The sequence below is a fragment of the Mucilaginibacter sp. McL0603 genome (assembly GCF_049992945.1).
Lineage (GTDB): Bacteria > Bacteroidota > Bacteroidia > Sphingobacteriales > Sphingobacteriaceae > Mucilaginibacter.
Genome location: NZ_CP188251.1, coordinates 5,555,872 through 5,581,940 on the forward strand (window position 1 = coordinate 5,555,872; position 26,069 = coordinate 5,581,940).

The window sequence follows — 26,069 nt, forward strand, 5'->3', positions numbered from 1 at the left end:
ATGGGGCTCTATATATAAACTCCAGCAACTACAACCTCTCCAACAATTACAACCTTTTTAACAATTACGACGAAAGCAACAATTACAACCAAAGCAAATTATTACTTTTGCGACCAATTAATTTTTTATGAAGAATACGGCTTTAACCGATAAACATATTCGATTGGGTGCCAAAATGGTGCCTTTTGCGGGGTATAATATGCCTGTGCAATATGCAGGGATCAATGCAGAACATGAGACTGTGCGCAAGGGAGTGGGGGTATTTGATGTAAGTCATATGGGCGAATTTATTTTAAAAGGTGATAAAGCCCTCGATCTGATACAACGCGTAACCAGCAATGACGCATCCAAACTATATGACGGTAAAGTGCAATACTCTTGCTTGCCCAATGAAGATGGCGGTATCGTAGACGATCTGCTTGTTTACCGTATCGACGAAAAGACATACATGCTGGTGGTTAATGCCTCCAATATCGAAAAGGATTGGAATTGGATATCAAAATTCAATACCGATGGTGCCGATATGAAAGACATCTCTGACCGCACTTCTTTATTGGCTGTACAGGGGCCAAAAGCTGCCGAAGCATTGCAAAGCCTGACAGATATTGATCTTGGTTCAATGGAATATTATACCTTTAAAAAGGGAAAATTTGCAGGGATCGATAACGTATTATTATCAGCTACCGGATACACAGGTGCCGGTGGTTTCGAGATCTATGTAGATAATAAAGATGCCGAAAAGGTTTGGGATGCTGTTTTTAAAGCGGGTGAAGCTTTCGGTATTAAACCAATTGGCTTAGGTGCACGTGATACCTTACGTTTAGAGATGGGCTTTTGCCTTTACGGAAATGATATTGACGATGCAACTTCACCATTAGAGGCCGGACTGGGATGGGTAACTAAATTCAATAAGGAATTTACTAATTCAGCAGCCTTACAACAACAAAAGCAGGACGGAACGAAACGTAAACTGGTAGGTTTTGAAATGATAGACCGGGGCATCCCACGTCATGATTATGAAATTGTTGATGCTGATGGAAATATAATCGGTAAAGTAACATCGGGTACGCAATCGCCTTCATTACAAAAAGCAATCGGCATGGGTTATGTAAAAAACGAATTTGCCAAAGAAGGCACTGAAATATTTATCAATATAAGGGATAATAAAATTAAGGCGAAGATTGTAAAACCACCTTTCTATAAATAAACCCCCTACCCCCTAAAGGGGAAATAAATTAAAATATAAATATTCCATTGAAAATAGACGATCATCTTTCTCCCCCTTCAGGGGGCCGGGGGGCTAAACTTGAAGTTTGTTTATCCCCCGCTCTTCTATCCCTTTACAACGTAGAGGAATACATTGTTGTGATTGTAGATATATTCAGGGCAACCTCATCCATTTGTTACGGCATTGAGAATGGTGCCGAAGCGATTATTCCTGTTGCCGAAGTTGATGAATGCCTGGCCTATCGCGATAAGCAAGCCGGCTACCTGCTGGCAGCAGAGCGCAACGGCGAGGTTGTAAAAGGATTTGATTTTGGTAATTCACCATTTTCATACACAAAAGAAAAAGTGGCGGGCAAAACTGTAGTGCTTACTACCACAAACGGTACCCAGGCACTGCACTTATCGCGCTCAGCCAAAAAAGTGGTGATCGGTTCGTTTCTAAATCTTACCGCTTTGTGTAACTGGCTCAAAACGCAAAACGAGAACATCCTGCTGGTTTGTGCAGGTTGGAAAAACAACTTTAACCTGGAAGACACCTTGTTTTCGGGAGCAGTGGTAGAGCAGCTAAAATCCGGCGATTATAAAACCGATGATTCGGCAATAGCCGCCAATGATCTTTACCGGTTAGGCAAAAACGACCTTAACGCTTATCTGGCTAAAACGTCACACAGCGAACGATTGAAAAAATTAGGTATTGAAGCTGATATCGCTTTCTGCCTGAATGTAGATATAACTACCGCAATTCCTGTTTTGGAAGGAGAGCGACTGGTTAAGTTGCGGGTTTAAGTAGCAGTGGCAGTTTTTAACACCTTACTGCCACTGCAACTACCCACTGCTACTTTAACTTATCATTATTCCTGTGCCTGTCTGCATCGCGGATACTTTTCTTTTCAAGGTTCTTCTCCAAAGCCTCCGTCAGATCGACCCCCGTTTGATTAGCCAGGCAGATCAGCACAAAAAGCACATCAGCCATTTCATCAGCCAAATTCACTTCCGTATCCGATTTTTTGAACGACTGCTCACCATATTGCCTTGCCATAATATGGGCCACTTCGCCTACCTCTTCCATTAATATGGCGGTATTGGTCAATTCATTAAAGTAGCGGATACCGGTTGTTTTTATCCAGTTATCAACTGTTTTTTGTGCCTCTTCTATCGTCATTCTATTTGCTTTATAAATAAGACATTACTGCAACTTGCCACTGCTACTAAACTAGTGATTCTCTTTATCCTTTGTGTCCATAATAATAGTAACCGGTCCATCATTCAATAAGCTGATCTTCATATCAGCTCCAAAAATCCCTGTGGCTACTTTTTTGCCGGTCAGCTCTTCCAATGTTTTTATCATTTGCTCGTACATTGGAATAGCCTTGTCCGGCCTCGCAGCGCGGGTAAATCCAGGGCGGTTGCCTTTCTTAGTCTGCGCAAACAAAGTGAATTGTGATATCAATAAAATATCGCCGTTAACATCAGCAAGCGATTTATTCATCAAGCCATTCTCATCACTAAAAATCCGGATGGACGCTATTTTTTGAGCTAGCCAATGCAGGTCATCATCGGTGTCTGCATCCTCAATACCTAACAAAACAACGAAGCCTGTTTTGATCGCGCCGGTAATTTTATCATCTACTGTACAGCTTGCCTGGGTAGCGCGTTGTAAAACTGCTCTCATAATGGACTGTTTAAATTTACTCTCCAAAAAAATGAATAAATAATTATTTATTTTAATTTTTTAATTTAGAGAAACATTCGCAACCTTCCCTTATGATAGCCAAAATAAAGTTTCCCTTTGTTCTCGTTGTAGTGCTACTGTTAGCAGCTTGTAAAAAAGAAAAAACACCCCATAAATCCCAGCCAGATGTTTATATAGTTGGCTATCAAATTATTCCTGATAGAGTATTGAATCAGGCAACTGTTTGGAAGAATGGAATTGCTAGTTTATTGCCTGATTATAACTACAGATCTCAAGCAAATGCTATTGCTATAAGCGGTAAAGATGTGTATGTCGTTGGCACAGTAGTCGGCCCCAACTTTTATTCAAATGTAGCTACGATTTGGAAGAATGGTCAGCCCACATTCCTTACTGATAGTACAATCTTTTCCATGGCCACTTGTATCGCGGTAAATGGAAACGATATATATGTGGGTGGCTATTCAGGCGATTTTCATCCAACCATTTGGAAAAATGGAGTTCGAACGATCTTCTCGAATAATGAACTTGTAGACGTTGCCGCGATGGCTGTAAAAGACGGTAATATTTACGTATCGGGCTCATCAGAGGCGTCTAATAATTTTTCAAAGGCCACTTATTGGAAAAATGGTGTTGCATCATTTTTGCCAGATAATGATTTAGGCTCGGAGGCTAGCGCGATAGCATTTAATGGCTCTGATATTTATTTTGGAGGTGCAACCAGTACCACTAGTGGATTGATCGCAACATACTGGAAAAACGGCATGCCAGTATATTTAAAAAGCGATAGAGAATCCGTTGTCAATTCTATTTTTTTTAATGGTACCAATCTTTATTTGGCAGGTAATGCAGAAGACCCAACTACCTATAATTTTGTGGCAACCTATTGGAATAATGGAATATCAGCAAATCTGGCAAACGGCTCAACAATATCGTCAGCAAATGGAATTGCTGTAAACAATGACGATATTTATGTCGTTGGTCAAGCCGGAGGGAGTGCATTTTATTGGAAAAATGGCGTTCCTACTCAACTTGCAAGCAAAGGATCAGCCTATGCTATAGTTGTGGTGCCCCAATGATTACTTTTTTATGCCCTTGTATCATTCCCATGATAAATACTCAGGTAGCTTTCATAGCGGGATAGCTCTATTTTGTCTTCCTCAACTGCCTTTATAACAGCGCAGCCGGGTTCATTGATATGACGGCAGCTATTGAAGCGGCATTGGTTTAGCAGGGCCCGCATCTCAGGGAAGAAATGACTTAGTTCATTTTTTTCAATATCGATCACGCCCAATTCGCGGATGCCGGGTGTGTCAATAATATACCCTCCTTGTGGCAGTTCAAACATTTCGGCAAAAGTGGTAGTATGCATGCCCTTGTCGTGCCACTCAGATATCTCTGTAGTGCGAAGCTTCAGATCCGGCAGTAATGAGTTGATCAGGCTTGATTTGCCAACGCCCGAATGTCCGGAAAATAAGGTCACTTTATCTTTTATAATCTCAGCTATTTCGTCAACATTGGTTCCCTCTATTGCTGAAACTTCATAGCATGGATAACCGATATTTTCATAGATGGATTGATAGTCTGCCAATATTTCAAGTCCTTCATCGCTAAACAGATCGAGCTTATTAAACACCAACGCAGCAGGTATATCATAGGCCTCTGCAGTGACCAAAAAGCGGTCAATAAAGCCCAATGATGTGCGCGGCGACGCAAGAGTGACGATAAGTAGCGCCTGGTCTAAGTTTGCGGCTATAACCTGGGCTTGTTTTGACAGGTTGATAGACTTGCGGATGATATAATTTTTACGCTGATGGAGTTTGGTGATTACCCCTGTACCCTGCTCAGGCTCCAGTTCAAATTCCACCCTGTCGCCAACAGCAATAGGGTTAGTTGTAGTAATGCCTTTGGTGCGAAAAATACCTTTGATACGACAATCAAATTTTTGCCCATCATCTGTTTGTACCTGGTACCAGCTACCGGTTGATTTGGTTACGAGTCCCTCCATTGTCTGTGCAAAGGTATCAAATTTAACAAGGGCTTAAATAAGGATTATTTAGGTGGGATCGATCTCCATTTCGGCATCAGTCAAACCTTCCAGTTCGTGTGGATTATGAGTCACTATCAGGGTGGTGGCGCCGAGTTCTTTCCAAAGCGTTTTCAATTCAGGAATGAGCTCTGATTTCATTTTTGGATCAAGTGCCGAAAATGGTTCATCCATCAATAATAATTGTGGCTTAATTGCCATTGCCCTTAATATAGACAATCGTTGTTGTTGCCCGCCGGATAAATATTCGGGTTTGTGTTTGGCAAAAGTCTCCAGCTTACCAATTGCCAATAAGCGATCTATCCATTTATTATCTTCGGTAGCATACTCCATGTGCTGTCGCACGGTCATATTCGGGAATAAGGCATAATTCTGAAAAACAAAACCAACCCTTCTTTTTTGTGGCGAAAGAAAGATTTTTGCCGATGTATCAAGCCAGGTATTATCATCAACTTTAATTTCCCCTTTTTCGGGGTCGATCAATCCGGCGATGATCTTTAAAAAAGTGGTCTTCCCTGCGCCTGAAGGACCAAATATCTTAGTAATACTTCCCGACTGAAATTGTGCCGAAATTTTCAGCATCTGTTGCCCTTTATAAGCCTTCAGCTTTTTCTCAATATCTACGCTGATCATTCTAAAGGGCTTTTGGCTTTATATTTATTGAACACAAATATCGATATCACCATTACAAAAGTGATTGAAAATAAAATCAGAGAATATCCATTGGCTGCACCGTAATCCATGTTTTCGACTGAGTCATAGACTGCAATGGATGCCACCCGGGTTACATTGGGAATATTACCGCCAATCATCAGTACCACACCAAATTCACCCAATGTATGCGCAAAGGTAAGTATGACCGCCGTTAACACGGAAGCGCGGATATTCGGTAACAAAACATGAATAAATGTTTGCCGTTCTGTTTTACCTAAAGTGTACGAGGCTTGTGAAAGCGATAAAGGCAATTGCTGCAATGCTGATTTAATCGGGCCGATCATAAAGGGCATGCTATAGATCACAGAAGCCAGTATCAATCCCTGGAAAGAAAAAACAAACTGAAGATTAAACGTATCGTGCAACCATTTCCCAATTCCATGCCGCGGACTAAAAGCCAGCAACAAATAAAAGCCCAGCACAGATGGCGGCAGTACCAATGGCATGGTAATAATGGCTTCCAGTATGATCTTTACTACCGACCGGCCTTTTGATAACCAATAAGCCAATGGCAAACCGATAATCAGCAATAGCAATGTAGTGATGCTTGCCAATTTTAGTGTGAGCCATATCGGGGTTAGATCCATCTAGAATAATTCAATTAAAAGAGTCCATCATCGTTTATTTATACTTCTCCAATAATTGTTGTAAAATTTAATATTGACAGAATCTGGTATTACCAATATACCATTATAAGGGTGAGGTGGTTTAACGTGCAAAATACGTTCTAACGCATACATCTTTTCCGTATATACACTAAATCCTTTGAAATGCAAAGCAGTACTAACAGCAGGATTGTCTGCATCTTTCAAAAGTAATGGAACATACTTTTTATCGCCTGACATCCCTGCTTCGTACGTCCCTTGTATTATTTCTCCCGGTTTGTTACTATTAAGAAGTCGTGTTATTTCTTTATCCCGCTGACAAGAAGTAACTATCACTAACAAAGAAAATAAAACAAATTTGACATATCTTTTTGTAATTGTTCCACTATACTCCATACCCGTATTCCTTTAATATTGCTTTAGCGGCAGGACTTAGCATATATTCATAAAATTTAAGAGCATCGGTATTATCCTTAGTTTGTTTAATGATGATCATTCCTTGTTTTATTGGGGTGTAACTTTTAGGGTCGATCTCTTTCCAGTACAAGGTTGTCTTTCCCTCGGCATCTTTAACTAAAGCACGTGTAGTAAAACCTACATCTACTACACCTGTGGTAATATACGTGTTCACCTGGGCAATGCTTTCACCTGTAACAACCTTAGATTTAATATCATCCAGTATGCCTTTCAGCTTAAGTGATTCTTCGGCTGCCTTACCGTAAGGAGCAATTGTGGGATTAGCTATCGCGATCTTTTTTATTCTTTGGGATAATAAAGCTCTTTCCCAGTTTTCAAAACCGATGTTTTGTGTGCTGCAGATAATCAGGCTGCCATAAGCATATACTGCAGGCTCCTTTGCACCAAATCCTTCTTTATACAAAGTTTCCGGGAAACCCATATCAGCCGATAAAAACAAATCGAAGGGCGCACCGTTTTTTATCTGTGTGGTTAAATTACCTGATGAACCTACAATAGGCTCTATCTCAATACCGGTTTTCTGCTTAAAATCTTTCCCCAATACTTTGATCACGCTCTGCAAGTTGGCCGCTACTGCAACCTTTAAACTCTGGGCAAATAATGATACGGACATCACCAGGAATGCCGCCGTTACTATAATGGATTTCTTTATATTCTTCATAAGGTTCATTAAACGAATAACAGTATACATTTCTTGTTAAAAATACGACGCTAAGATTAATTTACATTCAAAAAAGAATTATTTAATAATGTATTTTATACACTAAGTTAAAATAATACTATATTGCATTAGCTTTTACTAACCAACAATTACAAACCTAATGATATGCCTGTATAACAGCAGGCATATTAATTTAACAAATGATTTCATGAAGAGTTCGGTCATCCGTCTAGCCTTATTAGCGTTGCTTTGTCTCCCATTATGTTTGAAAGCACAAACCGGTAAGTTTATCAATGTACGTGGAAAAGAAATAATCGACCCCAATGGCAAACCTTTCCTGATGCGGGGTACCAACCTTGGCAACTGGCTGATACCGGAAGGTTATATGTTTAAATTTAAGAGCATCAACTCACCGAGGCTTATTAATGAAGCAATTAGTGAATTAATAGGCCCGGACGAAGCCCGCGAGTTCTGGGAAAAATACCTGCATACTTATATTACCGAAGGCGATATCCATTATCTGAAAACATTGGGGGTCAACTCTATCCGTATACCTTTTAGCTACCGCTTATTTACTAAAGAAGATTATTTAGGCAAAAATGATCCCGACAGGGGATTTGAATTGCTAGACCCGGTAGTGGGTTGGTGTAAAAAAGAAGGCATGTATGTAATACTGGATATGCATAGCGCGCCGGGTGGCCAAACGGGGGATAATATTGATGATGGCTATGGCTATCCCTTCCTGTTCAAAAATGAAGCCAGTCAAAAACTGACAGCCGATATCTGGCGCAGGATAGCAGATCATTATAAAGATGAAACTGCAATATTAGGATACGACCTGTTGAATGAACCTATCGCTACCTACTTTAATGCTGCTGAACTGAACCCTAATCTTGAACCGGTATACAAAAAAATAACCGCCGCCGTACGTGAGGTCGATAAAAATCACCTGGTGGTATTAGGCGGTGCACAGTGGGATAGCAATTTTAAAGCCTTTGGACCACCCTTCGATTCAAAAGCAGTTTATACCTTCCACAAATACTGGACAGACCCAACTAAACAAGTAATACAGGATTATATTGATTTCAGGGATAAGTACAACGTCCCTATTTACTGCGGCGAAACCGGAGAGAATAAAGATGAATGGGTAGGTGCATTTAAAAACGTACTGGAACAAAATAACATAGGCTGGCATTACTGGCCTTATAAAAAAATGGATAACGTGGCCGGTTTTGTCACCTTTGACATACCTGCAGGTTACGATAAGATCATTGAATATACTGAAAAGCCGCGCAGCAGTTTCGAAGAAATCCGCAAAGCAACACCGGCAGATCGAGAAGCGATCAAAAAGGCACTTTATGATTTTATTAATAACAGTCGTTTTGAAAACTGCCGCCCAAACAAGGGTTATATTACAGCATTAGGATTAGGTACGAAGTAATCTAAAACCAAATATTATATAAATCGTATAAAAAAAATTCAAGTATGCCATTATCAATACAAAGAATGTCTTTTATCAAAATATTTAGCGCGATAGCTGTATCGTTTCTATTTTTTTCTTTTTTATCCTGTTCAAAGGATGGCCTGCCTGCAACCAAAATAGTTACTCCGGTAAATACAGATACCACACCAACTGTAAAACCTATTTACTCCCTGGTATGGTCTGACGAATTTGATGGCACCGCCGTTGACACCAGCAAATGGACTTATGATTTAGGAAACCTGAATGTAAATAATGAAAAGGAGTTCTATCAAACTCAAAATGCCACGGTGAGCAATGGCAATTTGGTGATCACCGCCAAGAAAGAGGTAGTTGGTGGTCAGCCTTACACCTCATCCAGGCTGAAAACCCAGGGCAAGTTTGCTCCAACCTATGGCCGTATAGAGGCAAATATTAAATTACCAATGGGTATGGGCATGTGGCCTGCCTTCTGGATGCTTGGGGCTAATATTAACTCCGTATCCTGGCCGCAATGCGGGGAACTGGACATAATGGAGCATATCAACAATACCAGTACCATTTACGGTACTATGCACTGGGATAGCAACGGGCATGCGCAATATGGGAGTACCACTTCCACTACTCCGGGCGATTATCATCTATATGCAATTGAATGGGACGCTAACGAGATCAGGTGGTATGTTGACAACACTTTATATCAAACCGGTAATATTAAAAGCGACATCAACAACACAGGCGCTTTCCAGCTGCCTTTCTTTATCCTTTTAAACCTGGCGGTAGCAGGCGATTTCCCTGGTCAGGTGGTAGATGAAACGCTTTTTCCTGAGAGTATGTATGTTGATTACGTAAGGGTATACAAGCAGACAAATTGATTTAGTCGGAAAGTCAGAAAGACCGAAAGTTGGAGATATTTTAAACTTTCGGACTTGTGCGGACTTACTGACTTACGGACTATAAAAATAAAATTGTCATTGATACGGTTTTTATTTAGTTTCGGCTAAGTATAAACCGTTTTCTTATTTAAAATCTACCATACCGATGAAACTTAGCAGCCTTGTTTTGTTATTCTCTGTGCTTTCTATCGCCACTTTTGCGCAATCCGTGAAAACTTACCAGGTAAAATCACCCGATGGAAAGATCGACATCACTGTTACCACAGGTAAAACTGTAAGCTGGTCCGTGAAGCATGAGGAAACGGATGTGATACTACCCTCAATTATATCTATGTCTTTGGATAAAGGAGATGTTTTGGGTAAAAATGTTGTGGTAAAATCGGCAAAAACCGTAGCGGTAAACCAGGCAATTAAAACGCCGATCTATAAAAAAGCTGAAGTAAAGGATAATTATAACCAACTTGTATTAACATTTAAAGGAGATTATGGTCTGGCGTTCAGGGCATATAATGATGGTATTGCTTATCGCTTTGTAACTGTCAGGAAAGGGAATATCACTGTTAAAAATGAAGAGGCCAATTTTAATTTTAAGGATGACGATAAGGCTTTTCTTCCATTTGTAAATGACTACCGCAATCACGATAAATTCAATACTTCATTTGAATCACATTACGATAATATCAACCTTTCAGCTATAAAAAAAGACACTTTAGCATTTATGCCTGTGTTGGTGGATCTCGGCAACGGTAAAAAAGCAGCAATACTTGAAGCTGATCTGCAGGATTACCCAGGAATGTATGTAACCGGCTCACAGGATAATGGGCTAAAAGGTGTGTTCGCACCATACCCTACTGAAGAAGCTTCAAAAGGCATTAATTACGTGGTAAGCAAAAGAGCAAATTATATTGCGAAAACCAAGGGCATGCGCAGTTTTCCATGGCGTGTTGTGGTGATCAGCACCGAAGATAAACAGCTTGCCAATAATGATATGATGCAAAGACTGGCCGAGCCGTCAAGGGTGAAAGATATATCCTGGATAAAACCCGGTAAGGTGGCCTGGGATTGGTGGAACGATTGGAATATCAGTCATGTTGATTTTAAAGCGGGTATTAATGTGCCTACCTACAAATATTACATTGATTTCGCGGCAGCAAATAAACTGGAGTATATTATTATTGACGAAGGCTGGTCGGACGATCATGATCTGAATAAATTTAAACTGGATGTTCAGGAAATCGTTAATTATGGTAAACAGAAAAACGTAGGGGTGATACTTTGGTCTACCTGGTATGCGATCACCCGTGATCCGGACGAACTTTTTGCAAAATTTTCGAAAATGGGTGTTGAGGGTTTTAAAATAGATTTTATTGACCGTGATGATCAAAAGGCTGTAAGTTCATTATACGACCTGGCACAAAAAGCAGATAATAATCATCTGTTGGTTGATTATCACGGCATGTACAAACCAAGCGGTATGCAGCGTACCTTCCCTAATGTGATCAATTGCGAAGGTGTAAAAGGTCTGGAAAACATGAAGTGGGGAGTAGATAATCAACCCGGATATGATGTAAGTATCCCATTCATCCGCATGATGGCAGGACCAATGGATTATACACCAGGCGCTATGCGCAATGCCTCAAAAGCAGCTTTTCGCCCTGTAAACAGCAACCCGATGAGCCAGGGAACACGCAGTCACCAATTGGCGATGTACACTATTTTTGAGGCACCGTTACAAATGCTTTCTGATAACCCGACTACTTACAGGGAAGAGCAGGAAAGCACTGATTTCATTGCTGCTGTACCCACAGTATTTGATGAAACTGTTGCTTTAGACGGAAAAGTTGGAGAATATGTAAGCATAGCGCGGCGCAAAGGCAACACCTGGTTTGCAGGAGCAATGACCAATTGGGATAATCGCCAGATAAAAGTCGATCTGTCCTTTTTGGGTGATGGAAAATATAAAGCGATCCTGTTTGAAGACGGCGTAAATGCTGACCGTGACGGAACTGATTATACACGCAAAGTAATAACCGTAACCTCAAAAGATCACCTGGACATAAAAATGGCATCCGGCGGTGGCTGGGCGGCGAGGTTTGAGAAATTGTGATGGGTGACTTGTGATCGGCCAATTTAAAAATATCGAACACCGAATTTTGGATATCGAATGATGAAGTAATAAAAAACCACTTCGATACCCGCCTACCGGCAGGCAGGTTCGGCGTTCGATATTCATTATTCGATATTATAAATTCTTAAAACTTCAGATTTGCTTTAAGCCAGGTTTGTACAGCTTCTTGTGTAGCAACTTCAACAGGCATTTTATCGTGGATCAGCTTTTCCATTTTATTACCTGTATTGGCAAAACGATAATCCCAAAGGGCCATCAATCTGTTGATGAGATAAACTACCTCATTTCCTTCTTCTCTCGAAAAAAGCGTTTCGTCAGGCTTACCATTTGTACGCGGATCATTCGGCACATAGGTACTCCATTTGTAATCGCTGTAAAATAAATTTCTTCTTGAAAAGAGGATCATACGTAGCTAATTTCTATAAAGGTAGCATTTATAATCAGTTTGCAGTTTGCAGAACACAGTTTGCATTTAAAAAAAACCTGAGCAGTTAATATCGAACACCGAATATAGAATTTCGAATAATGGAGTAAACAGCATTTCGAAATTCGGTGTTCAAAATTCATTATTCGATATTTTAAGCGATTTTTAGAAACACGAAACCTATAAAAACAGTAAAGCCCCTGATGGGCAGGGGTCTTTACTAACCAATTATAAACCTAAATTATGAGAAGGGCTGTAGGAGAAGGGGTCGAACCTTCACGAAGTGGTTATTCTTATTGCTAAGAGTTTCCCAAAACCTTCGCCACCGCGACAAGGAGGTGTGTCTGCCAAAAATTTCACCATCCTACAGTATATTAGTCTTCAGTTTTGAGTTATCAGTAATGAGTAAGATCGCTCATTACTCAAAACTCACTACTCGTAACTTAAACTAGCTGTTGGGGAAGGGGTCGAACCTTCAAGGAGTAGTTAGCCCCAAAGGGGTTTCCCAAATTCTCCGCCACCGGGACAAGGAGGTGTGTCTGCCAAAAATTTCACCACCCAACATTGTTTTTTATTTAAAGAACAGTAAGCTTTATCCAATTGCTTATTACAAATTTAACAGGAGTATCAATTTCTTGCAAATATTTCAATAAAATATTTTTATTTTTAATTTTATTTTAATTAAACTTGTATTTAAATAGCGAATTGAAAATTTATGTCCCACAGAAAAGCTCAAAATTTAGAAATTGATAATCTCGACATACAGATTTTGTCGATTTTAATGAAAAATGCGACAACTCCGTACACTGAAATCGCCAAAGAGTTGATCGTTTCCGGCGGAACCATCCATGTTCGGATGAAAAAATTAGAGGAAATGGGTGTAATAAAAGGAGCCAGTCTGGAGGTAGATCCACAGAAGCTCGGTTACGATATTACAGCATTCCTGGGCATTTATCTGGAAAAGGGATCACAGTATCATGAGGCTGTTAAGCAACTAAAAACTGTTAAGGAAATAGTTGAGTTACACTACACTACCGGTAGTTACAGCATCTTCGCCAAGATAGTATGTCATGACACTAACCACCTGCGCGAAGTACTGAATGAGAACATCCAGGGCGTAAAGGGAATTCAACGTACTGAGACCTTTATCTCATTAGAAGAAAGCATCAGGAGGCAGATCACTTTGGAATAAAATTTACATAAAAGAATTGTCATCCTGAGCATTGCGAAGGATCTTCTTCAAAATACAGGGCGAAGATGCAAGTCGAAGAAGATGCTTCATTTCATTCAGCATGACAATCTTAAACTGTTATCACTTTTGATTCTTTATTTAAATTTTCCTTTTAAAGCTGCCAGCTTAATGGCCATATCCGTTTCCGGTTGATCTTGAGCTTTTCTCTCTGTAAACGGTTTAGCCTGATATTTTGGTTGTTCCCTCGGTTTTGGTTGCTCCCTTGGTTCATTAGCCTTCATGGATAAGGAGATTCTTTTTCGATTTACGTCCACTTCTGTTACGGTCACCTCTACCTTTTGATGTACTTTAAGCACTTCGTTAGGGTCTTTAATAAATCGGTTTGTGATCTGGCTTAAATGTACCAAGCCATCCTGGTGAACACCGATATCCACAAATGCACCAAAATTGGTGATATTGGTGACTATGCCGGGCAGTTTCATTCCTATCTTCAAATCACCGATAGCATTTACCCCATCTGTAAAGCTGAATGCTTCAAACTGTTCACGCGGATCGCGACCCGGTTTAGCCAGTTCGGCCATAATATCATTCAGCGTAGGCAAGCCAACCGTTTCAGTAGCATATTTCTGCAATGGAATGCTTTTTCGCAGTTGCGTATTGCCCATCAGTTCTTTTATCGAGCAATTGAGATCTTTCGCCATTTGCTCCACCAAACTGTATCTTTCAGGGTGTACGGCACTAGTATCCAATGGGTTTTCTGCATCGTGGATGCGCAAAAATCCAGCTGCCTGTTCAAAAGCCTTATCGCCAAGCCTTGCTACTTTTTTTAACTGATCGCGGCGTTTAAAAGCACCGTTTTCATTACGGTAGTCCACAATATTCTGCGCCAATTGTGGACCAAGGCCCGATACATAAGCCAATATTTGTTTAGATGCCGTGTTCAATTCAACCCCAACCGCGTTCACACAACTGATCACCGTATCATCCAATGATAGCTGTAATTTATTCTGATCTACGTCATGCTGGTACTGCCCTACCCCTATTGATTTTGGATCGATCTTTACCAGTTCTGCCAATGGGTCCATCAACCTGCGACCGATTGATACTGCCCCCCTCACTGTTACATCTTTATCCGGAAATTCCTCACGTGCAACATCAGATGCCGAATAGATCGATGCGCCGCTCTCATTCACCATCACAATATTGATATTTGGTACATCCAGGTTGCGTACAAAAAGCTCGGTTTCGCGGCCGGCTGTTCCGTTGCCGATTGCAATGGCTTCTATATTGTATTTTTCAATTAAGTGCCTGGTCGTTTTCTCAGCATCCTTTGCACTGCCTGCCCCGGTATGAGGAAAGATTGCTGTGTATTCTAATAATTTACCCTGTTCATCCAAACAAACAACTTTACACCCGGTACGGAAACCCGGGTCGATAGCCATTGTGCGCTTTTGACCAAGCGGAGCAGCCATTAGTAGCTGGCGCGCATTTTCTGCAAACACCCTTATTGCCTCTTCATCAGCTTGTTTTTTGGTGAACAGGCGGACTTCTGTTTCCATCGATGGTTTTAGCAGGCGTTTGTAGCCATCAGCTATCGCCAGTTTTACCTGTTGCGACGATTCATTATTGCCGTTTATAAAAAGCTGCTCTAATAAATAAACCGACTCATCTTCTGGCGGTTGGATATCCAGCCAAAGCATTTCTTCCTTTTCACCACGGCGCAGAGCTAATATGCGGTGTGACGGCGCCGATTTTAAAGGCTCTGTCCAGTCGAAATAATCCTTGTATTTAATCCCCGCCTCTTCTTTCCCAGCAATAACTTTAGATTGAAAAGTGCCCTTTTCCAAAAACAAAGCACGCATTTTGGTACGTACTTCGGCATTTTCACTGATATGCTCGGCTATAATATCCCTTGCTCCTGCCAGCGCTTCTTCGAGTGAGTTTACGCCTTTTTCCTCATCGATATATTTAGCAGCTTCTAATTCCAAGTCAATCCTGCCTTGTTCCAATACCAAATCGGCCAACGGTTGTAAACCTTTTTCGCGTGCTGTAGTAGCCCTGGTTTTACGCTTAGGTCGGTAAGGCAGATAAATATCTTCCAGCAACACCATCGTTTCCGCCTCATTGATCTGCTTCTCTAATTCAGAAGTTAATTTGCCCATTTCAGTGAGCGATTTCAGAATGGCTTCGCGGCGTTTATCCAACTCACGCAATTGCTGTACACGGTCGCGTATGGCGGCTACCTGCACTTCGTCAAGGCTGCCTGTCATTTCTTTACGGTAACGGGATATAAAGGGCACGGTGGCACCCTCATCCAGCAAAGCAGCCGTAGTACTTACCTGTTTTTCGGCAATGTTTAATTCTAAAGCAATTTTTCTGTAATGAACACTCATATATCACAAATCGGAATTGCGAAGTTGACACTCTTTAGGCAGAATAGGAAATGGTGTTTAAAAGTATTTTTTCAAAGTGTTGCAGGTAATGGGCGTAACCCTGTAACGGTGTGCAACATATCAATAGTTAAAAAATTTCTCTTGGTTAACTGATGCCGTTATATCAAAATTGACACGTTAATTTGGACAATTCTTATTATTTGTGTTACTATATAACTGTTGTATATTAGCATATACTAAACCTTCTAAATGAAACAAGCATTAAAATATAGTTTAAGAGTCTGGATAACCACAGCATTATTATGGCCTATTTATATAACAGTTATTAGCATTTTCTTTTATAAAGAAAAAAATGACTGGAATGATTTTACTGAGCCGTGGTGGGTTGGCCCGTTGTTGTTATTAGGCGAATTAATATTGTCAATACCAAGCTGTGGTATAACTTATTTGCTGTCAGCGTCACTCATCGGCGACTTTAAAATACGTCGGATAAAAACTATTTTATCCATCTTAAGTCCACTTCTGTGTATATTGCCAACAGTGTTGCTATCACGTGGCCATATATATATATTCAATACTTACGAATTTGTTGCTTTTTATTTAACGTATTGCGCAGCTCTAAATACTTGTATATGGCTTTACAGACTAAAGCCATATACAAGTGTCTCAAAGGGCGTAATATCTCTCCCAAAATGACACTCCCCCTACACACCAATTCACCCTGCATTTTGAACTTACAACTTTATTATGCAAATTTGCGAGGCTTATAGAGAAAGACGGAGGGATTAGACCCTGCGATGTCTTAGCAACCTGTGCTTACAAGGTGCTACGTTCTACTTATCCGCCTCAAAAATGGATAGGAAAGATAAGCGAAAGTCAATTTTATAACCGACTTTTCGAAATAAGCTTTTGATTTAGATATGAGATTTGAGATGTTAGATATGAGATGCAATTGTATTGCTTCTTATGTCTCCATTTAATTCTCAGGTCTAAGATGATATATGAATTGATGAGCTGATTTTCTGTCTCACGTCTCATATCTCACATCTCAAATCTATTAATAATGGATATTAGAAAAGAATTAGAGAAACGCATACTGGTAATTGACGGCGCGATGGGTACCATGATACAGCGGTATCAGCTCACCGAGGAGGATTTTCGTGGGGAAAGGTTTCGTGATCACCAATCAGACCTGAAAGGGAATAACGACCTGCTGAATATTACCCGTCCCGATGTGATCAAAGCCATACATCAGGAATATATTGATGCCGGTGCTGATATCATCGAAACTAATACCTTCAGCACACAATGCATATCACTGGCGGATTATCATATGGAGGACCTGGCTTATGAATTAAGCTACGAAGGTGCTCGTATTGCCCGTGAGGTGGTTGATGAACATAATAAGAAATTTCCTGATCGTCCACGTTTTGTTGCCGGTGCTGTCGGACCCACCAACCGTACGGCTTCCATGTCGCCGGATGTAAATGATCCGGGTTACCGTGCGGTTACTTTTGACGATCTGGCGGAGGCTTATTATGAGCAGGTGCGTGGTTTAGTGGACGGCGGTTCAGACCTGTTACTGATCGAAACCATATTCGATACACTGAATGCCAAAGCGGCCATTTTCGCTATCAAACGTTATGAAAATGAATGCCGTAATGCCGGCAAAGATCGCAATTTTTACAGGAGCACATCTAACATCATGATTTCCGGTACTATCACCGATGCTTCGGGGCGTACACTTTCGGGGCAAACAGTTGAGGCATTCTGGAACTCTGTTCGCCATGCAGGCTTATTGTCTGTTGGATTGAACTGTGCCTTGGGTGCAAAAGAAATGCGACCGCACTTGCAGGAACTTTCTGAAAAAGCCAATGTATATACTTCCGCTTATCCCAATGCAGGTTTGCCGAACGAATTTGGGGGTTACGATGAGATGCCGCATGAAACTGCACATTTGATCGAGGATTTCCTTGATTTCGGGATGGCAAATATTGTAGGCGGGTGCTGTGGTACCACACCCGATCATATCCGTTGCATTGCCGAAAAAGCAGCAAAAGCAACTCCGCGTAAACTACCTGAAGTAGAATCTTACTTGCGTTTAAGCGGGTTGGAATCTGTCAACATAACACCCGAAACCAACTTTGCCAATATAGGCGAACGTACCAATATCACCGGATCACCTAAATTTTCCAAACTGATTTTGGGCGAGGATTACGAAGGCGCTTTAGTAGTTGCCCGTCAACAGGTAGAGGGTGGTGCTCAGGTGATCGACGTGAATATGGACGAGGGCATGATCGACTCGGAAGCAGCAATGGTGAAGTTTTTAAACCTGATCGCATCCGAACCGGATATAGCCAAACTGCCTATCATGGTCGATTCGTCTAAGTGGACAGTGATCGAAGCCGGGCTTAAATGTTTACAGGGCAAAGGCATTGTCAATTCAATTTCCTTAAAAGAGGGTGAGGATAAATTCAAAGATCAGGCCCGCAAAATATTAAGCTATGGCGCTGCCGTAGTGGTGATGGCATTTGACGAGCAGGGACAAGCTGATTCGCTTGCCCGCCGTATAGAGATCTGCCAACGCAGTTATGATATTTTGGTAAACGAAGTAGGCTTCCCGCCACAGGACATCATTTTCGACCCGAATATTTTAACGGTAGCTACAGGATTAGAAGAACATAATAACTATGCGGTCGACTTTATTGAAGCTACCCGCTGGATAAAACAAAACCTGCCACATGCAAAGGTTAGTGGAGGGGTAAGTAATATCTCGTTCTCCTTTAGGGGGAACAATGTGGTACGCGAAGCGATGCACTCTGCATTTCTGTATCATGCCATCAAAGCCGGATTGGATATGGGTATAGTAAATGCCGGGATGCTGGAGGTTTACGAACAGATACCAAAGGACCTCCTTGAGAGAGTTGAAGATGTCTTATTAAATCGTCGCCCGGATTCTACTGAGCGACTGGTTGAGTTTGCTGATACCATCAAATCAAAAGGCAAAGAGATCGTACGTGATGAAGAATGGCGCAAAGGGTCGGTGGAAGAACGCCTATCTCATGCACTGGTTAAAGGTATTATCGAATACCTGGATGATGACGTTGAAGAAGCTCGCTTGAAATTCGCCAAACCTTTAGAAGTGATCGAAGGGCCGCTGATGGATGGAATGAATGTGGTTGGTGATCTGTTTGGAGCAGGAAAGATGTTTCTGCCGCAAGTAGTGAAGTCTGCCCGCGTAATGAAAAAGGCGGTAGCTTACTTGCTTCCCTTTATTGAACTTGAAAAACAAAGGGTAATTGACTCCGGCGAAGATACAACCGCTGCACGGGCCAATGCCGGCAAGGTTTTAATGGCCACTGTAAAGGGCGATGTGCACGATATAGGTAAAAATATAGTTGGCGTTGTATTAGCCTGCAATAATTTCGAGGTGATCGATTTGGGCGTAATGGTTCCGGCGCAGCGCATTATTGATGAAGCCCGGAAACAACAAGTTGACATTATCGGTTTAAGTGGATTGATCACTCCCTCATTAGATGAGATGGTTCACTTTGCCAAAGAGATGGACCGCGAAGGTTTTACCATTCCGCTCATTATCGGCGGTGCTACCACCTCGCGCATACATGCTGCTGTAAAGGTTGCGCCAAATTATCAGCATGGCGTTATTCACGTACTGGATGCCTCAAGAAGTGTCGGCGTTTGCAGCAACCTGATGAACAAGGAACTGCGCGACGATTTTATAAATAACACAAAAGCTGAATACGAAAAAGCACGCGAAGCGCACCTGAACAAACGTTCGGACAAACGCTTTGTGAGCATTGATGAAGCAAGAAATTTAAGACTGCAAATCAACCTGAACGGTTCTATCCCACCAAAACCAACCTTTACTGGAACTAAGGTTTTTGAGGGGTTTCCGTTGGAAGAGTTAGTGCCGTATATTGATTGGACACCATTTTTCCATACCTGGGAATTGCGTGGTAGTTATCCCAAAATATTTGATGATAAATATGTGGGTATCGAAGCTAAAAAGCTTTATGATGACGCACAGGCACTGTTAAATAAGATAGTAAAAGAAAAACTGCTCCAGGCAAATGGTGTGATCGGTTTTTGGCCGGCTAATAGTGTGGGAGATGATATTGAATTGTATACTGACGAAACCCGTACACAATTGCTGACCAGAATACATACCCTGCGCCAGCAATCAGAAAAAGTAAAAGGTGAACCTTATTATGCCTTATCTGATTTTATAGCACCAAAAGAAAGCGGCGTACCTGATTATTGGGGCGGCTTTGCGGTAACTGCAGGCATTGGCTGTGATGAGCTGGTTGCAGAATTTGAAAAGGATCATGATGATTACAACAGCATTATGGCAAAAGCACTAGCCGATCGATTAGCTGAGGCATTCGCAGAGAAAATGCACGAATTAGTTCGTCGCGAGTACTGGGGATATGCCAAAGAAGAACAATTAGGAGCGGAAGACCTTATTAAGGAACAGTATCAGGGCATCCGTCCAGCACCAGGGTATCCCGCTTGTCCGGATCATACTGAGAAGACCACCCTCTTTGAGTTATTAAAAGCTGAAGACAATGCACATATGCACCTGACAGAAAGCTTGGCCATGACACCAGCGGCTTCTGTGAGCGGGTTCTACTTTGCGCACCCGCAGTCACGCTATTTTGGCTTGGGCAAGATCAGCAAAGATCAGATAGAAGATTATGCGAAGCGTAAGAACATGTCAGTAGAAACTGTTGAACGCTGGATGGGACCGAATCTGAACTATTAGCCCCCCGACCCCCTAAAGGGGGGGAACAAACGGGAGCATTTATGCTATATTTGACACAAACTATTGATAAAATAATTAAATAAAACTAACTCCCCCTTTAGGGGGCCAGGGGGCATGAAAATAATCGAACATATACAAAACGCCAAAGGCAAAACACTTTTTTCATTCGAATTATTACCGCCAATTAAGGGCAACAGCATACAAAGCATTTATAATGCTATTGATCCCCTAATGGAGTTTAAGCCTCCGTTTATTGATGTTACTTATCATCGGGAGGATTTTATTTATAAACTGCACGACAGTGGCTTGTTAGAAAAAGTGTCCTATCGTAAGCGCCCTGGTACGGTTGCTATTTGTGCGGCTATCATGAACAAGTATAAGGTTGATGCTGTACCTCACCTGATCTGTGGTGGTTTTACAAAGGAAGAGACAGAAAACGCATTGATCGATCTTCAATTTTTAGGTATCGATAATGTTTTGGTATTGCGCGGTGATGCCCGCATGGCTGATGCCGGTTTTATACCTACTCCCGGCGGACATTCTTATGCTACCGATCTGTTACAACAGGTAGTGAACATGAACACCGGGAAATATTTATATGAAGATCATGAAGTGGTAAATGCCGATTTCTGTATTGGTGTAGCCGGTTATCCCGAAAAACATTTTGAGGCACCTAATCTAAAAACGGACTTTAAATACCTGAAGCAAAAAGTAGATATGGGCGCACATTTTATCGTGACCCAAATGTTTTTTGATAACAATAAATATCGCGAGTTTGTAAAAGCATGCCGTGAAAATGGCATCAATGTCCCTATCATACCGGGACTAAAGCCTATTACCTCGTCTAAGCAACTGATCAATCTGCCTAAAATATTCCATATCGATATACCAGAGGATTTGAGTGAAGCAGTACATAACTGCAAATCAGAAAAAGATGTAAAAGATGTGGGTGTTGAATGGATGATCAATCAATGTAAAGAACTGATCGAATTTGGCGCACCTGTATTACACTTTTACACTATGAGTAATCCTGGCCCTACAAGAAAAATTGCGGAAGCGATATTTTAAGAATATATAATTTGATACTAACGCCTTGGAAGCATTAATTATTAAATGCTTCCAGGGCTTTTTCTATTCTACCAATGGTTTCCTTTTTGCCAAGCAATACAGCAATATCAAACACATGCGGACCAAATTTGCCCCCAACCAGCATAATGCGGAACGGCAGCATCAGTTCTCCTGCCTTGATGCCTTTTTCTTCAGCCAATGATTTGAAAGATTGTTCTAAATCTGCCGGTTCAAAAGATGCTTCGGTATTGCCCAACATGCTGATAAAAGCGTTGAAGAATTCCGTTTTAGCATCGGTCCATTTAGGCTTAACAGAAGCAAGGTCGTATTCTTTTGGTTGCTCAAAAAAGTAAGATGACTGGTGATAAAAGTCAGGAAGCAGGGTACAGCGTTCCTTCACAAGGTCGATAACAGTTAGCAATAGTTTCTCATCTTTAACTACGACTCCTTTATCAGTCAAAACTTTTATAACATCCGACTTCAGACTTTTGGCATCCGACCTCTTTATCCATTCCGAATTGAACCACTTAGCTTTTTCGAAATCGAATTTTGCCCCCGCTTTATTTACCCTTTCAATAGAGAACTTTTCAATCAATTCGTCAAGTGTAAATATTTCGTTGTCGGTACCATCATTCCAGCCCAGCATTACCAGCAGGTTTAAAAAAGCCTCGGGCAAAAATCCAAGCTCCCGGAAACCGGGTGTCAATTCACCAGTCTTTTCATCAAGCCAGCTCATAGCATATACCGGGAAACCCAGTCTTGCACCATCGCGCTTGCTTAGTTTGCCGTGTCCGTCAGGTTTTAATATCAATGGCAAATGCGCCCATTGCGGCATATCGGCCTTCCAGCCTAAATATTCCCACAGCAGCAAATGTACAGGCGCAGATGGCAGCCATTCTTCCCCACGGAAGGCGTGGGTTATCTTCATCAGGTAATCGTCAACCACTACTGCCAGGTGATAAGTAGGCATACCGTCAGCCTTCAGCAACACTTTATCATCACTCTGGCTGGTGTCAAAACTCACATGTCCGCGTATCATATCCTCAAAATGGATATTCTCATTTTCAGGCATTTTTATGCGGATCACGTGCGGTTCGCCAGCCGCCAGCAGTTGGTCTACTTGCTGTTGTTTAAGTGTTAATGAGTTACGTAATGTATCGCGGTAAGCATGGCCATATTGAAAATTTGGTATCTCTTTACGGTTGTGGTCAAGTTCTTCAGGGGTATCAAAAGCATAATAAGCATGGCCCTGCATTACCAGGCGCTCTGCGTATTCACGATAAATTGCTTTACGTTCGCTCTGGCGGTAAGGCGCATATTTGCCACCTGTAACCGGACTTTCATCAGGTTTCAAACCACACCACTCCAGGCACTCCAATATATATTCTTCAGCGCCTTTTACATAACGGCTCTGGTCAGTATCCTCTATACGTAAAACAAAATCGCCACCATGTTTTTTGGCGAAAAGATAATTGAACAATACGGTGCGCACGCCACCTAAGTGGAGGCCGCCTGTTGGACTTGGCGCAAATCTTACCCTTACTTTTTTATCTGACATTATGTGGCAAAGATAGATTTTTTTAGTCGGGAAGTCCGCATAAGTCGGAAAGTCAGAAAGTAGAATATGGCTTTTATCTTGCTTTTTAGCCTATTAACAGCGGTAAGTAAATTTAGGTGCGATCAACTATTCGACTATATAGCTCTCTTGCGGACATTCCGACTTATCCGGACTTTCGGACTCTCCGATTAATTAACAATTTTATGTAATTTGGTCAGGATTTCCGCGTTCCGTATCCAGTCGTCTTACCCGGCTTTCGGACCTCCGGACTTCCCGACTAAAACATGAACCCGTACCAACAAAGAAAACGCTGGAAATATTCGCTGCTCGCATTTGCCGTGGTGATAACCAGTGGTTCATTATTTTATACCCGGTACCTGGTCAGAAGCATCAAGCAATCTGAACATACCCGTGCAGAAATATGGGCGCTCAGTATTAAACAGATAACAGCGGCTGATGACAATGATTTTTTGCAATATGTTTCTACGGTTCGCGATAGCTTAAGCGTGCCCGCCATTATTGTAGATGATAAAGGCGATTTTATTACTACCAGGGGACTTGACACCACCAAAACATACATCAAAGTTCCTCAATTGCCAGGGATAAAAGGCGCATCACAAAAAAAGTATGATCCGGCTTATTTCGAAAACGAACTGGAATCGATGAAGTTGCAACATGAACCTATCCGCCTAAAAGTATTCGGTGCAAACTGGTATGTTTATTATCATGATTCGTTTGTCCTTACCCAGTTAAAAGTATTCCCGTACATACAATTGTCGGTTATTGCTATCTTCCTGCTGGTCGCCTATACAGCGTTCAATACCTCGCGCAAATCCGAGCAAAACCAGGTTTGGGTGGGGCTTGCTAAAGAAACCGCGCATCAACTCGGTACACCCATTTCCTCCTTAATGGCTTGGGTCGAACTGATGAAGGAGAAATTTAATGCCGAGGATGATCCACTGATCGCCGAGATGGAAAACGACATCAAACGCCTCGAGATCGTGGCCGACCGTTTTTCAAAGATCGGCTCGAAACCGGTATTGGAAGATCATTCGGTTTATGACGTGGTAAAAGATTTTGTTGATTATTTTAAGATAAGGGTTAGCAATAAAATCAATTTCGAGATCGAAGGTAATACCTACTTGAGGGCTGGTTTAAACATACCACTTTTTGATTGGGTGTTGGAAAATCTGCTTAAAAACGCCGTTAACGCCATTGAGAATACGGGAAATATAAAGGTGGAAATATCCGGCAGTAAAACAAAAAAACAGGTTTATATTGACGTGACTGATACCGGAAAAGGGATACACCGTTCACATTTTGATACCGTTTTCAGGCCCGGATATACTACCCGGAAACGAGGCTGGGGATTGGGCCTGTCGTTAACTAAACGTATGGTAGAGAATTACCACGATGGACAGATATTTGTAAAAGATTCTGAAATAGGCAAGGGAACCACATTTCGCATCGTACTAAAAAGCTTGACCAATGATACACACACCACAACCTAATGAATATCCTCCATTTGCAGCGCACTATATTAGCCTAGTTCCGGGCCCGGAAGTACTTGAACTGCTCGAACAATCTAAGGATATCGTTTATAACCTGTTCAGCAATATGAGCGAAGAAAAAGCCCTATATGCTTATGCGGAAGGCAAGTGGACCTTAAAACAAATGCTTGGTCATATGATCGATACCGAGCGGACATTCGCATACCGTGCACTCTGTTTTTCAAGGAATAATATCGAGTTGCCAGGTTTTGATCAGGATATCTATGTAAACAATACTGATTTTAACAGCCGCACCATAAAAAGCCTGGCTGATGAATATAAAGCTACGCGCGAATCGAATCTATTTCTTTATCGTTCTTTCAGCGATGAACAATTATTACGCGGCGGGATCGCAAGCAAAGCGCCGACAAGTGTCAGGGGACTGATATATATGACAGCCGGGCACGAGCTGCATCATTTAAATTTGATCAAGGAGAAGTACTCTTAATCAGAATCAAGATTTAAGAGCCAGGATTCAAGATCGAAATATTATAAAAATAAAAAGGCCCGGCATAGCCGAACCTTTCCTGACTCTTGATTCTGAATCCTCGCTCTAAGAAATTATTCCTGCTCAGGGTTATCAGAAATTTCTTTCTTTTCTATGCGGTAAGAAGCAAATAAACCTAATCCTCCGAATATGGCTATAAGGGCGAAGTATATAGCTACATTGTCGTCATCGTAATCTGCGGTTTTTAGAAGTGTACGACTGAGTATATTAGCAAGCAACAGTCCTACACCCGCTCCCATAAGTAGCAATGCCCATTTCAAAATCGGATATGGTGCTGAACGTGGTTTGTACCTTCGGGGATCCATTCCCCGCTCTATCATCGCCATTCTTTCTCTTTTGTATAGGTAAACTATTCCAAAAACCATTGCAAAGAAGCCAAGGCAAATAAGTATTCCGGTCATCATCCCGAATTCGGGGGTATCTAAATTATTCATGATATTAATTTTTTTTAAGTTATGATTTTTTGTTCTCAAACCACCATTCCGGTGTATTTGAAAGCTATGACGACATGGTTTTAGAGGAGGTTACACTCTTTCTGAAAAAAGTTTGCAGACTTTTGTAAGTTGCAGTGGCAGTAGCGAGTGGCAGTAAAGAGTTATATAAATATGTATACAGGGTTTAATTAAGATAATGTACCAATTTATGACTGCTACTGCAACTCACAACTGCTACTGAAGAATTAACTATAT

Annotated in this window: 22 protein-coding genes and 1 riboswitch; of the genes, 11 read left to right on the plus strand and 11 right to left on the minus strand. The window is 41.4% G+C overall.

Features of this window, described 5'->3' with window-relative positions; all coding sequences use genetic code 11:
* Positions 1-127: 127 nt before the first annotated feature.
* Entirely contained in the window at positions 128-1,207 is a 1,080-nt protein-coding gene (gene gcvT / locus ACPPVU_RS25445) for a glycine cleavage system aminomethyltransferase GcvT (RefSeq protein WP_426669547.1), read from the plus strand.
* 47 nt (positions 1,208-1,254) lie between these two features.
* Entirely contained in the window at positions 1,255-2,013 is a 759-nt protein-coding gene (locus ACPPVU_RS25450) for a 2-phosphosulfolactate phosphatase (protein ID WP_426669548.1), read from the plus strand.
* A gap of 49 nt (positions 2,014-2,062) precedes the next feature.
* Here ACPPVU_RS25450 and ACPPVU_RS25455 read toward each other — a convergent pair whose 3' ends face one another.
* Both ACPPVU_RS25455 and dtd read right to left on the minus strand, forming a co-directional pair.
* Entirely contained in the window at positions 2,063-2,389 is a 327-nt protein-coding gene (locus ACPPVU_RS25455) for a nucleotide pyrophosphohydrolase (RefSeq protein ID WP_426669549.1), read from the minus strand.
* A gap of 51 nt (positions 2,390-2,440) precedes the next feature.
* Entirely contained in the window at positions 2,441-2,899 is a 459-nt protein-coding gene (dtd, locus tag ACPPVU_RS25460) for a D-aminoacyl-tRNA deacylase (RefSeq protein ID WP_426669550.1), read from the minus strand.
* A 92-nt stretch (positions 2,900-2,991) separates the two neighbouring features.
* Between dtd and ACPPVU_RS25465 the strand changes: the two genes are divergently transcribed.
* Positions 2,992-3,996, plus strand: a complete 1,005-nt coding sequence (locus ACPPVU_RS25465; RefSeq protein ID WP_426669551.1) for a hypothetical protein — start codon at positions 2,992-2,994, stop codon at positions 3,994-3,996.
* A gap of 8 nt (positions 3,997-4,004) precedes the next feature.
* On the opposite strand, the gene rsgA is transcribed toward ACPPVU_RS25465, so the two are convergent.
* The 5 genes from rsgA to modA are packed head-to-tail and all read right to left on the minus strand — an operon-like array spanning position 4,005 to position 7,421.
* Positions 4,005-4,925: a ribosome small subunit-dependent GTPase A gene (gene rsgA, locus ACPPVU_RS25470; RefSeq protein WP_426669552.1), complete on the minus strand. Its 921-nt coding sequence runs from the start codon at positions 4,923-4,925 to the stop codon at positions 4,005-4,007.
* Between the two features lie 48 nt (positions 4,926-4,973).
* Positions 4,974-5,597: an ATP-binding cassette domain-containing protein gene (locus tag ACPPVU_RS25475; RefSeq protein ID WP_426669553.1), complete on the minus strand. Its 624-nt coding sequence runs from the start codon at positions 5,595-5,597 to the stop codon at positions 4,974-4,976.
* Entirely contained in the window at positions 5,594-6,265 is a 672-nt protein-coding gene (gene modB, locus ACPPVU_RS25480; protein ID WP_426669554.1) for a molybdate ABC transporter permease subunit, read from the minus strand. The genes ACPPVU_RS25475 and modB overlap by 4 nt, the downstream gene beginning before the upstream one ends.
* Positions 6,266-6,292: 27 nt before the next feature.
* Entirely contained in the window at positions 6,293-6,679 is a 387-nt protein-coding gene (locus tag ACPPVU_RS25485) for a hypothetical protein (RefSeq protein WP_426669555.1), read from the minus strand.
* Positions 6,669-7,421: a molybdate ABC transporter substrate-binding protein gene (gene modA, locus ACPPVU_RS25490; protein ID WP_426669556.1), complete on the minus strand. Its 753-nt coding sequence runs from the start codon at positions 7,419-7,421 to the stop codon at positions 6,669-6,671. Before modA ends, ACPPVU_RS25485 begins: the two co-directional genes overlap by 11 nt.
* A 208-nt stretch (positions 7,422-7,629) precedes the next feature.
* Between modA and ACPPVU_RS25495 the strand changes: the two genes are divergently transcribed.
* The 3 genes from ACPPVU_RS25495 to ACPPVU_RS25505 all read left to right on the plus strand — a co-directional run bounded on the left by ACPPVU_RS25495 (position 7,630) and on the right by ACPPVU_RS25505 (position 11,883).
* Complete coding sequence (locus tag ACPPVU_RS25495; RefSeq protein WP_426669557.1) at positions 7,630-8,862, plus strand: glycoside hydrolase family 5 protein; 1,233 nt, start codon at positions 7,630-7,632, stop codon at positions 8,860-8,862.
* Between the two features lie 65 nt (positions 8,863-8,927).
* Positions 8,928-9,755 (plus strand): glycoside hydrolase family 16 protein, encoded by an 828-nt coding sequence (locus ACPPVU_RS25500; protein ID WP_426669558.1) that lies wholly within the window; start codon positions 8,928-8,930, stop codon positions 9,753-9,755.
* A 166-nt stretch (positions 9,756-9,921) separates the two neighbouring features.
* Positions 9,922-11,883: a glycoside hydrolase family 97 protein gene (locus tag ACPPVU_RS25505; protein WP_426669559.1), complete on the plus strand. Its 1,962-nt coding sequence runs from the start codon at positions 9,922-9,924 to the stop codon at positions 11,881-11,883.
* A 145-nt stretch (positions 11,884-12,028) separates the two neighbouring features.
* On the opposite strand, the gene ACPPVU_RS25510 is transcribed toward ACPPVU_RS25505, so the two are convergent.
* The gene (locus ACPPVU_RS25510; RefSeq protein WP_426669560.1) at positions 12,029-12,310 is read right to left on the minus strand and encodes a hypothetical protein; all 282 of its coding nucleotides are present in this window, start codon (positions 12,308-12,310) and stop codon (positions 12,029-12,031) included.
* 733 nt (positions 12,311-13,043) lie between these two features.
* On the opposite strand from ACPPVU_RS25510, the gene ACPPVU_RS25515 reads away from it, so the two are divergent.
* Positions 13,044-13,520, plus strand: a complete 477-nt coding sequence (locus tag ACPPVU_RS25515; protein ID WP_426669561.1) for an Lrp/AsnC ligand binding domain-containing protein — start codon at positions 13,044-13,046, stop codon at positions 13,518-13,520.
* A 134-nt stretch (positions 13,521-13,654) separates the two neighbouring features.
* On the opposite strand, the gene ACPPVU_RS25520 is transcribed toward ACPPVU_RS25515, so the two are convergent.
* Positions 13,655-15,913 (minus strand): Tex family protein, encoded by a 2,259-nt coding sequence (locus ACPPVU_RS25520; protein ID WP_426669562.1) that lies wholly within the window; start codon positions 15,911-15,913, stop codon positions 13,655-13,657.
* Positions 15,914-16,674: 761 nt separating this feature from the next.
* Positions 16,675-16,785, plus strand: a riboswitch (SAM riboswitch).
* Positions 16,786-16,976: 191 nt separating this feature from the next.
* On the opposite strand from ACPPVU_RS25520, the gene metH reads away from it, so the two are divergent.
* Together metH and metF are read left to right on the plus strand one after the other, a co-directional pair.
* Positions 16,977-20,696, plus strand: a complete 3,720-nt coding sequence (metH, locus tag ACPPVU_RS25525; protein WP_426669563.1) for a methionine synthase — start codon at positions 16,977-16,979, stop codon at positions 20,694-20,696.
* A 114-nt stretch (positions 20,697-20,810) separates the two neighbouring features.
* Positions 20,811-21,764, plus strand: coding sequence for a methylenetetrahydrofolate reductase [NAD(P)H] (metF, locus tag ACPPVU_RS25530; protein ID WP_426669564.1), 954 nt, complete (start codon positions 20,811-20,813; stop codon positions 21,762-21,764).
* A 34-nt stretch (positions 21,765-21,798) separates the two neighbouring features.
* Here the strand turns inward: metF and gltX are convergent, their stop codons facing one another.
* On the minus strand, positions 21,799-23,322 hold the full coding sequence (gene gltX / locus ACPPVU_RS25535) for a glutamate--tRNA ligase (RefSeq protein WP_426669565.1): 1,524 nt from the start codon (positions 23,320-23,322) through the stop codon (positions 21,799-21,801).
* A gap of 284 nt (positions 23,323-23,606) precedes the next feature.
* Here gltX and ACPPVU_RS25540 point away from each other — a divergent pair, with 284 nt between their 5' ends.
* Both ACPPVU_RS25540 and ACPPVU_RS25545 read left to right on the plus strand, forming a co-directional pair.
* The gene (locus ACPPVU_RS25540; protein ID WP_426669566.1) at positions 23,607-24,833 is read left to right on the plus strand and encodes a sensor histidine kinase; all 1,227 of its coding nucleotides are present in this window, start codon (positions 23,607-23,609) and stop codon (positions 24,831-24,833) included.
* Positions 24,811-25,320, plus strand: a complete 510-nt coding sequence (locus ACPPVU_RS25545; protein WP_426669567.1) for a DinB family protein — start codon at positions 24,811-24,813, stop codon at positions 25,318-25,320. The genes ACPPVU_RS25540 and ACPPVU_RS25545 overlap by 23 nt, the downstream gene beginning before the upstream one ends.
* 113 nt (positions 25,321-25,433) lie before the next feature.
* Here ACPPVU_RS25545 and ACPPVU_RS25550 read toward each other — a convergent pair whose 3' ends face one another.
* Entirely contained in the window at positions 25,434-25,814 is a 381-nt protein-coding gene (locus ACPPVU_RS25550) for a DUF6249 domain-containing protein (RefSeq protein WP_426669568.1), read from the minus strand.
* Positions 25,815-26,069 lie beyond the last annotated feature (255 nt).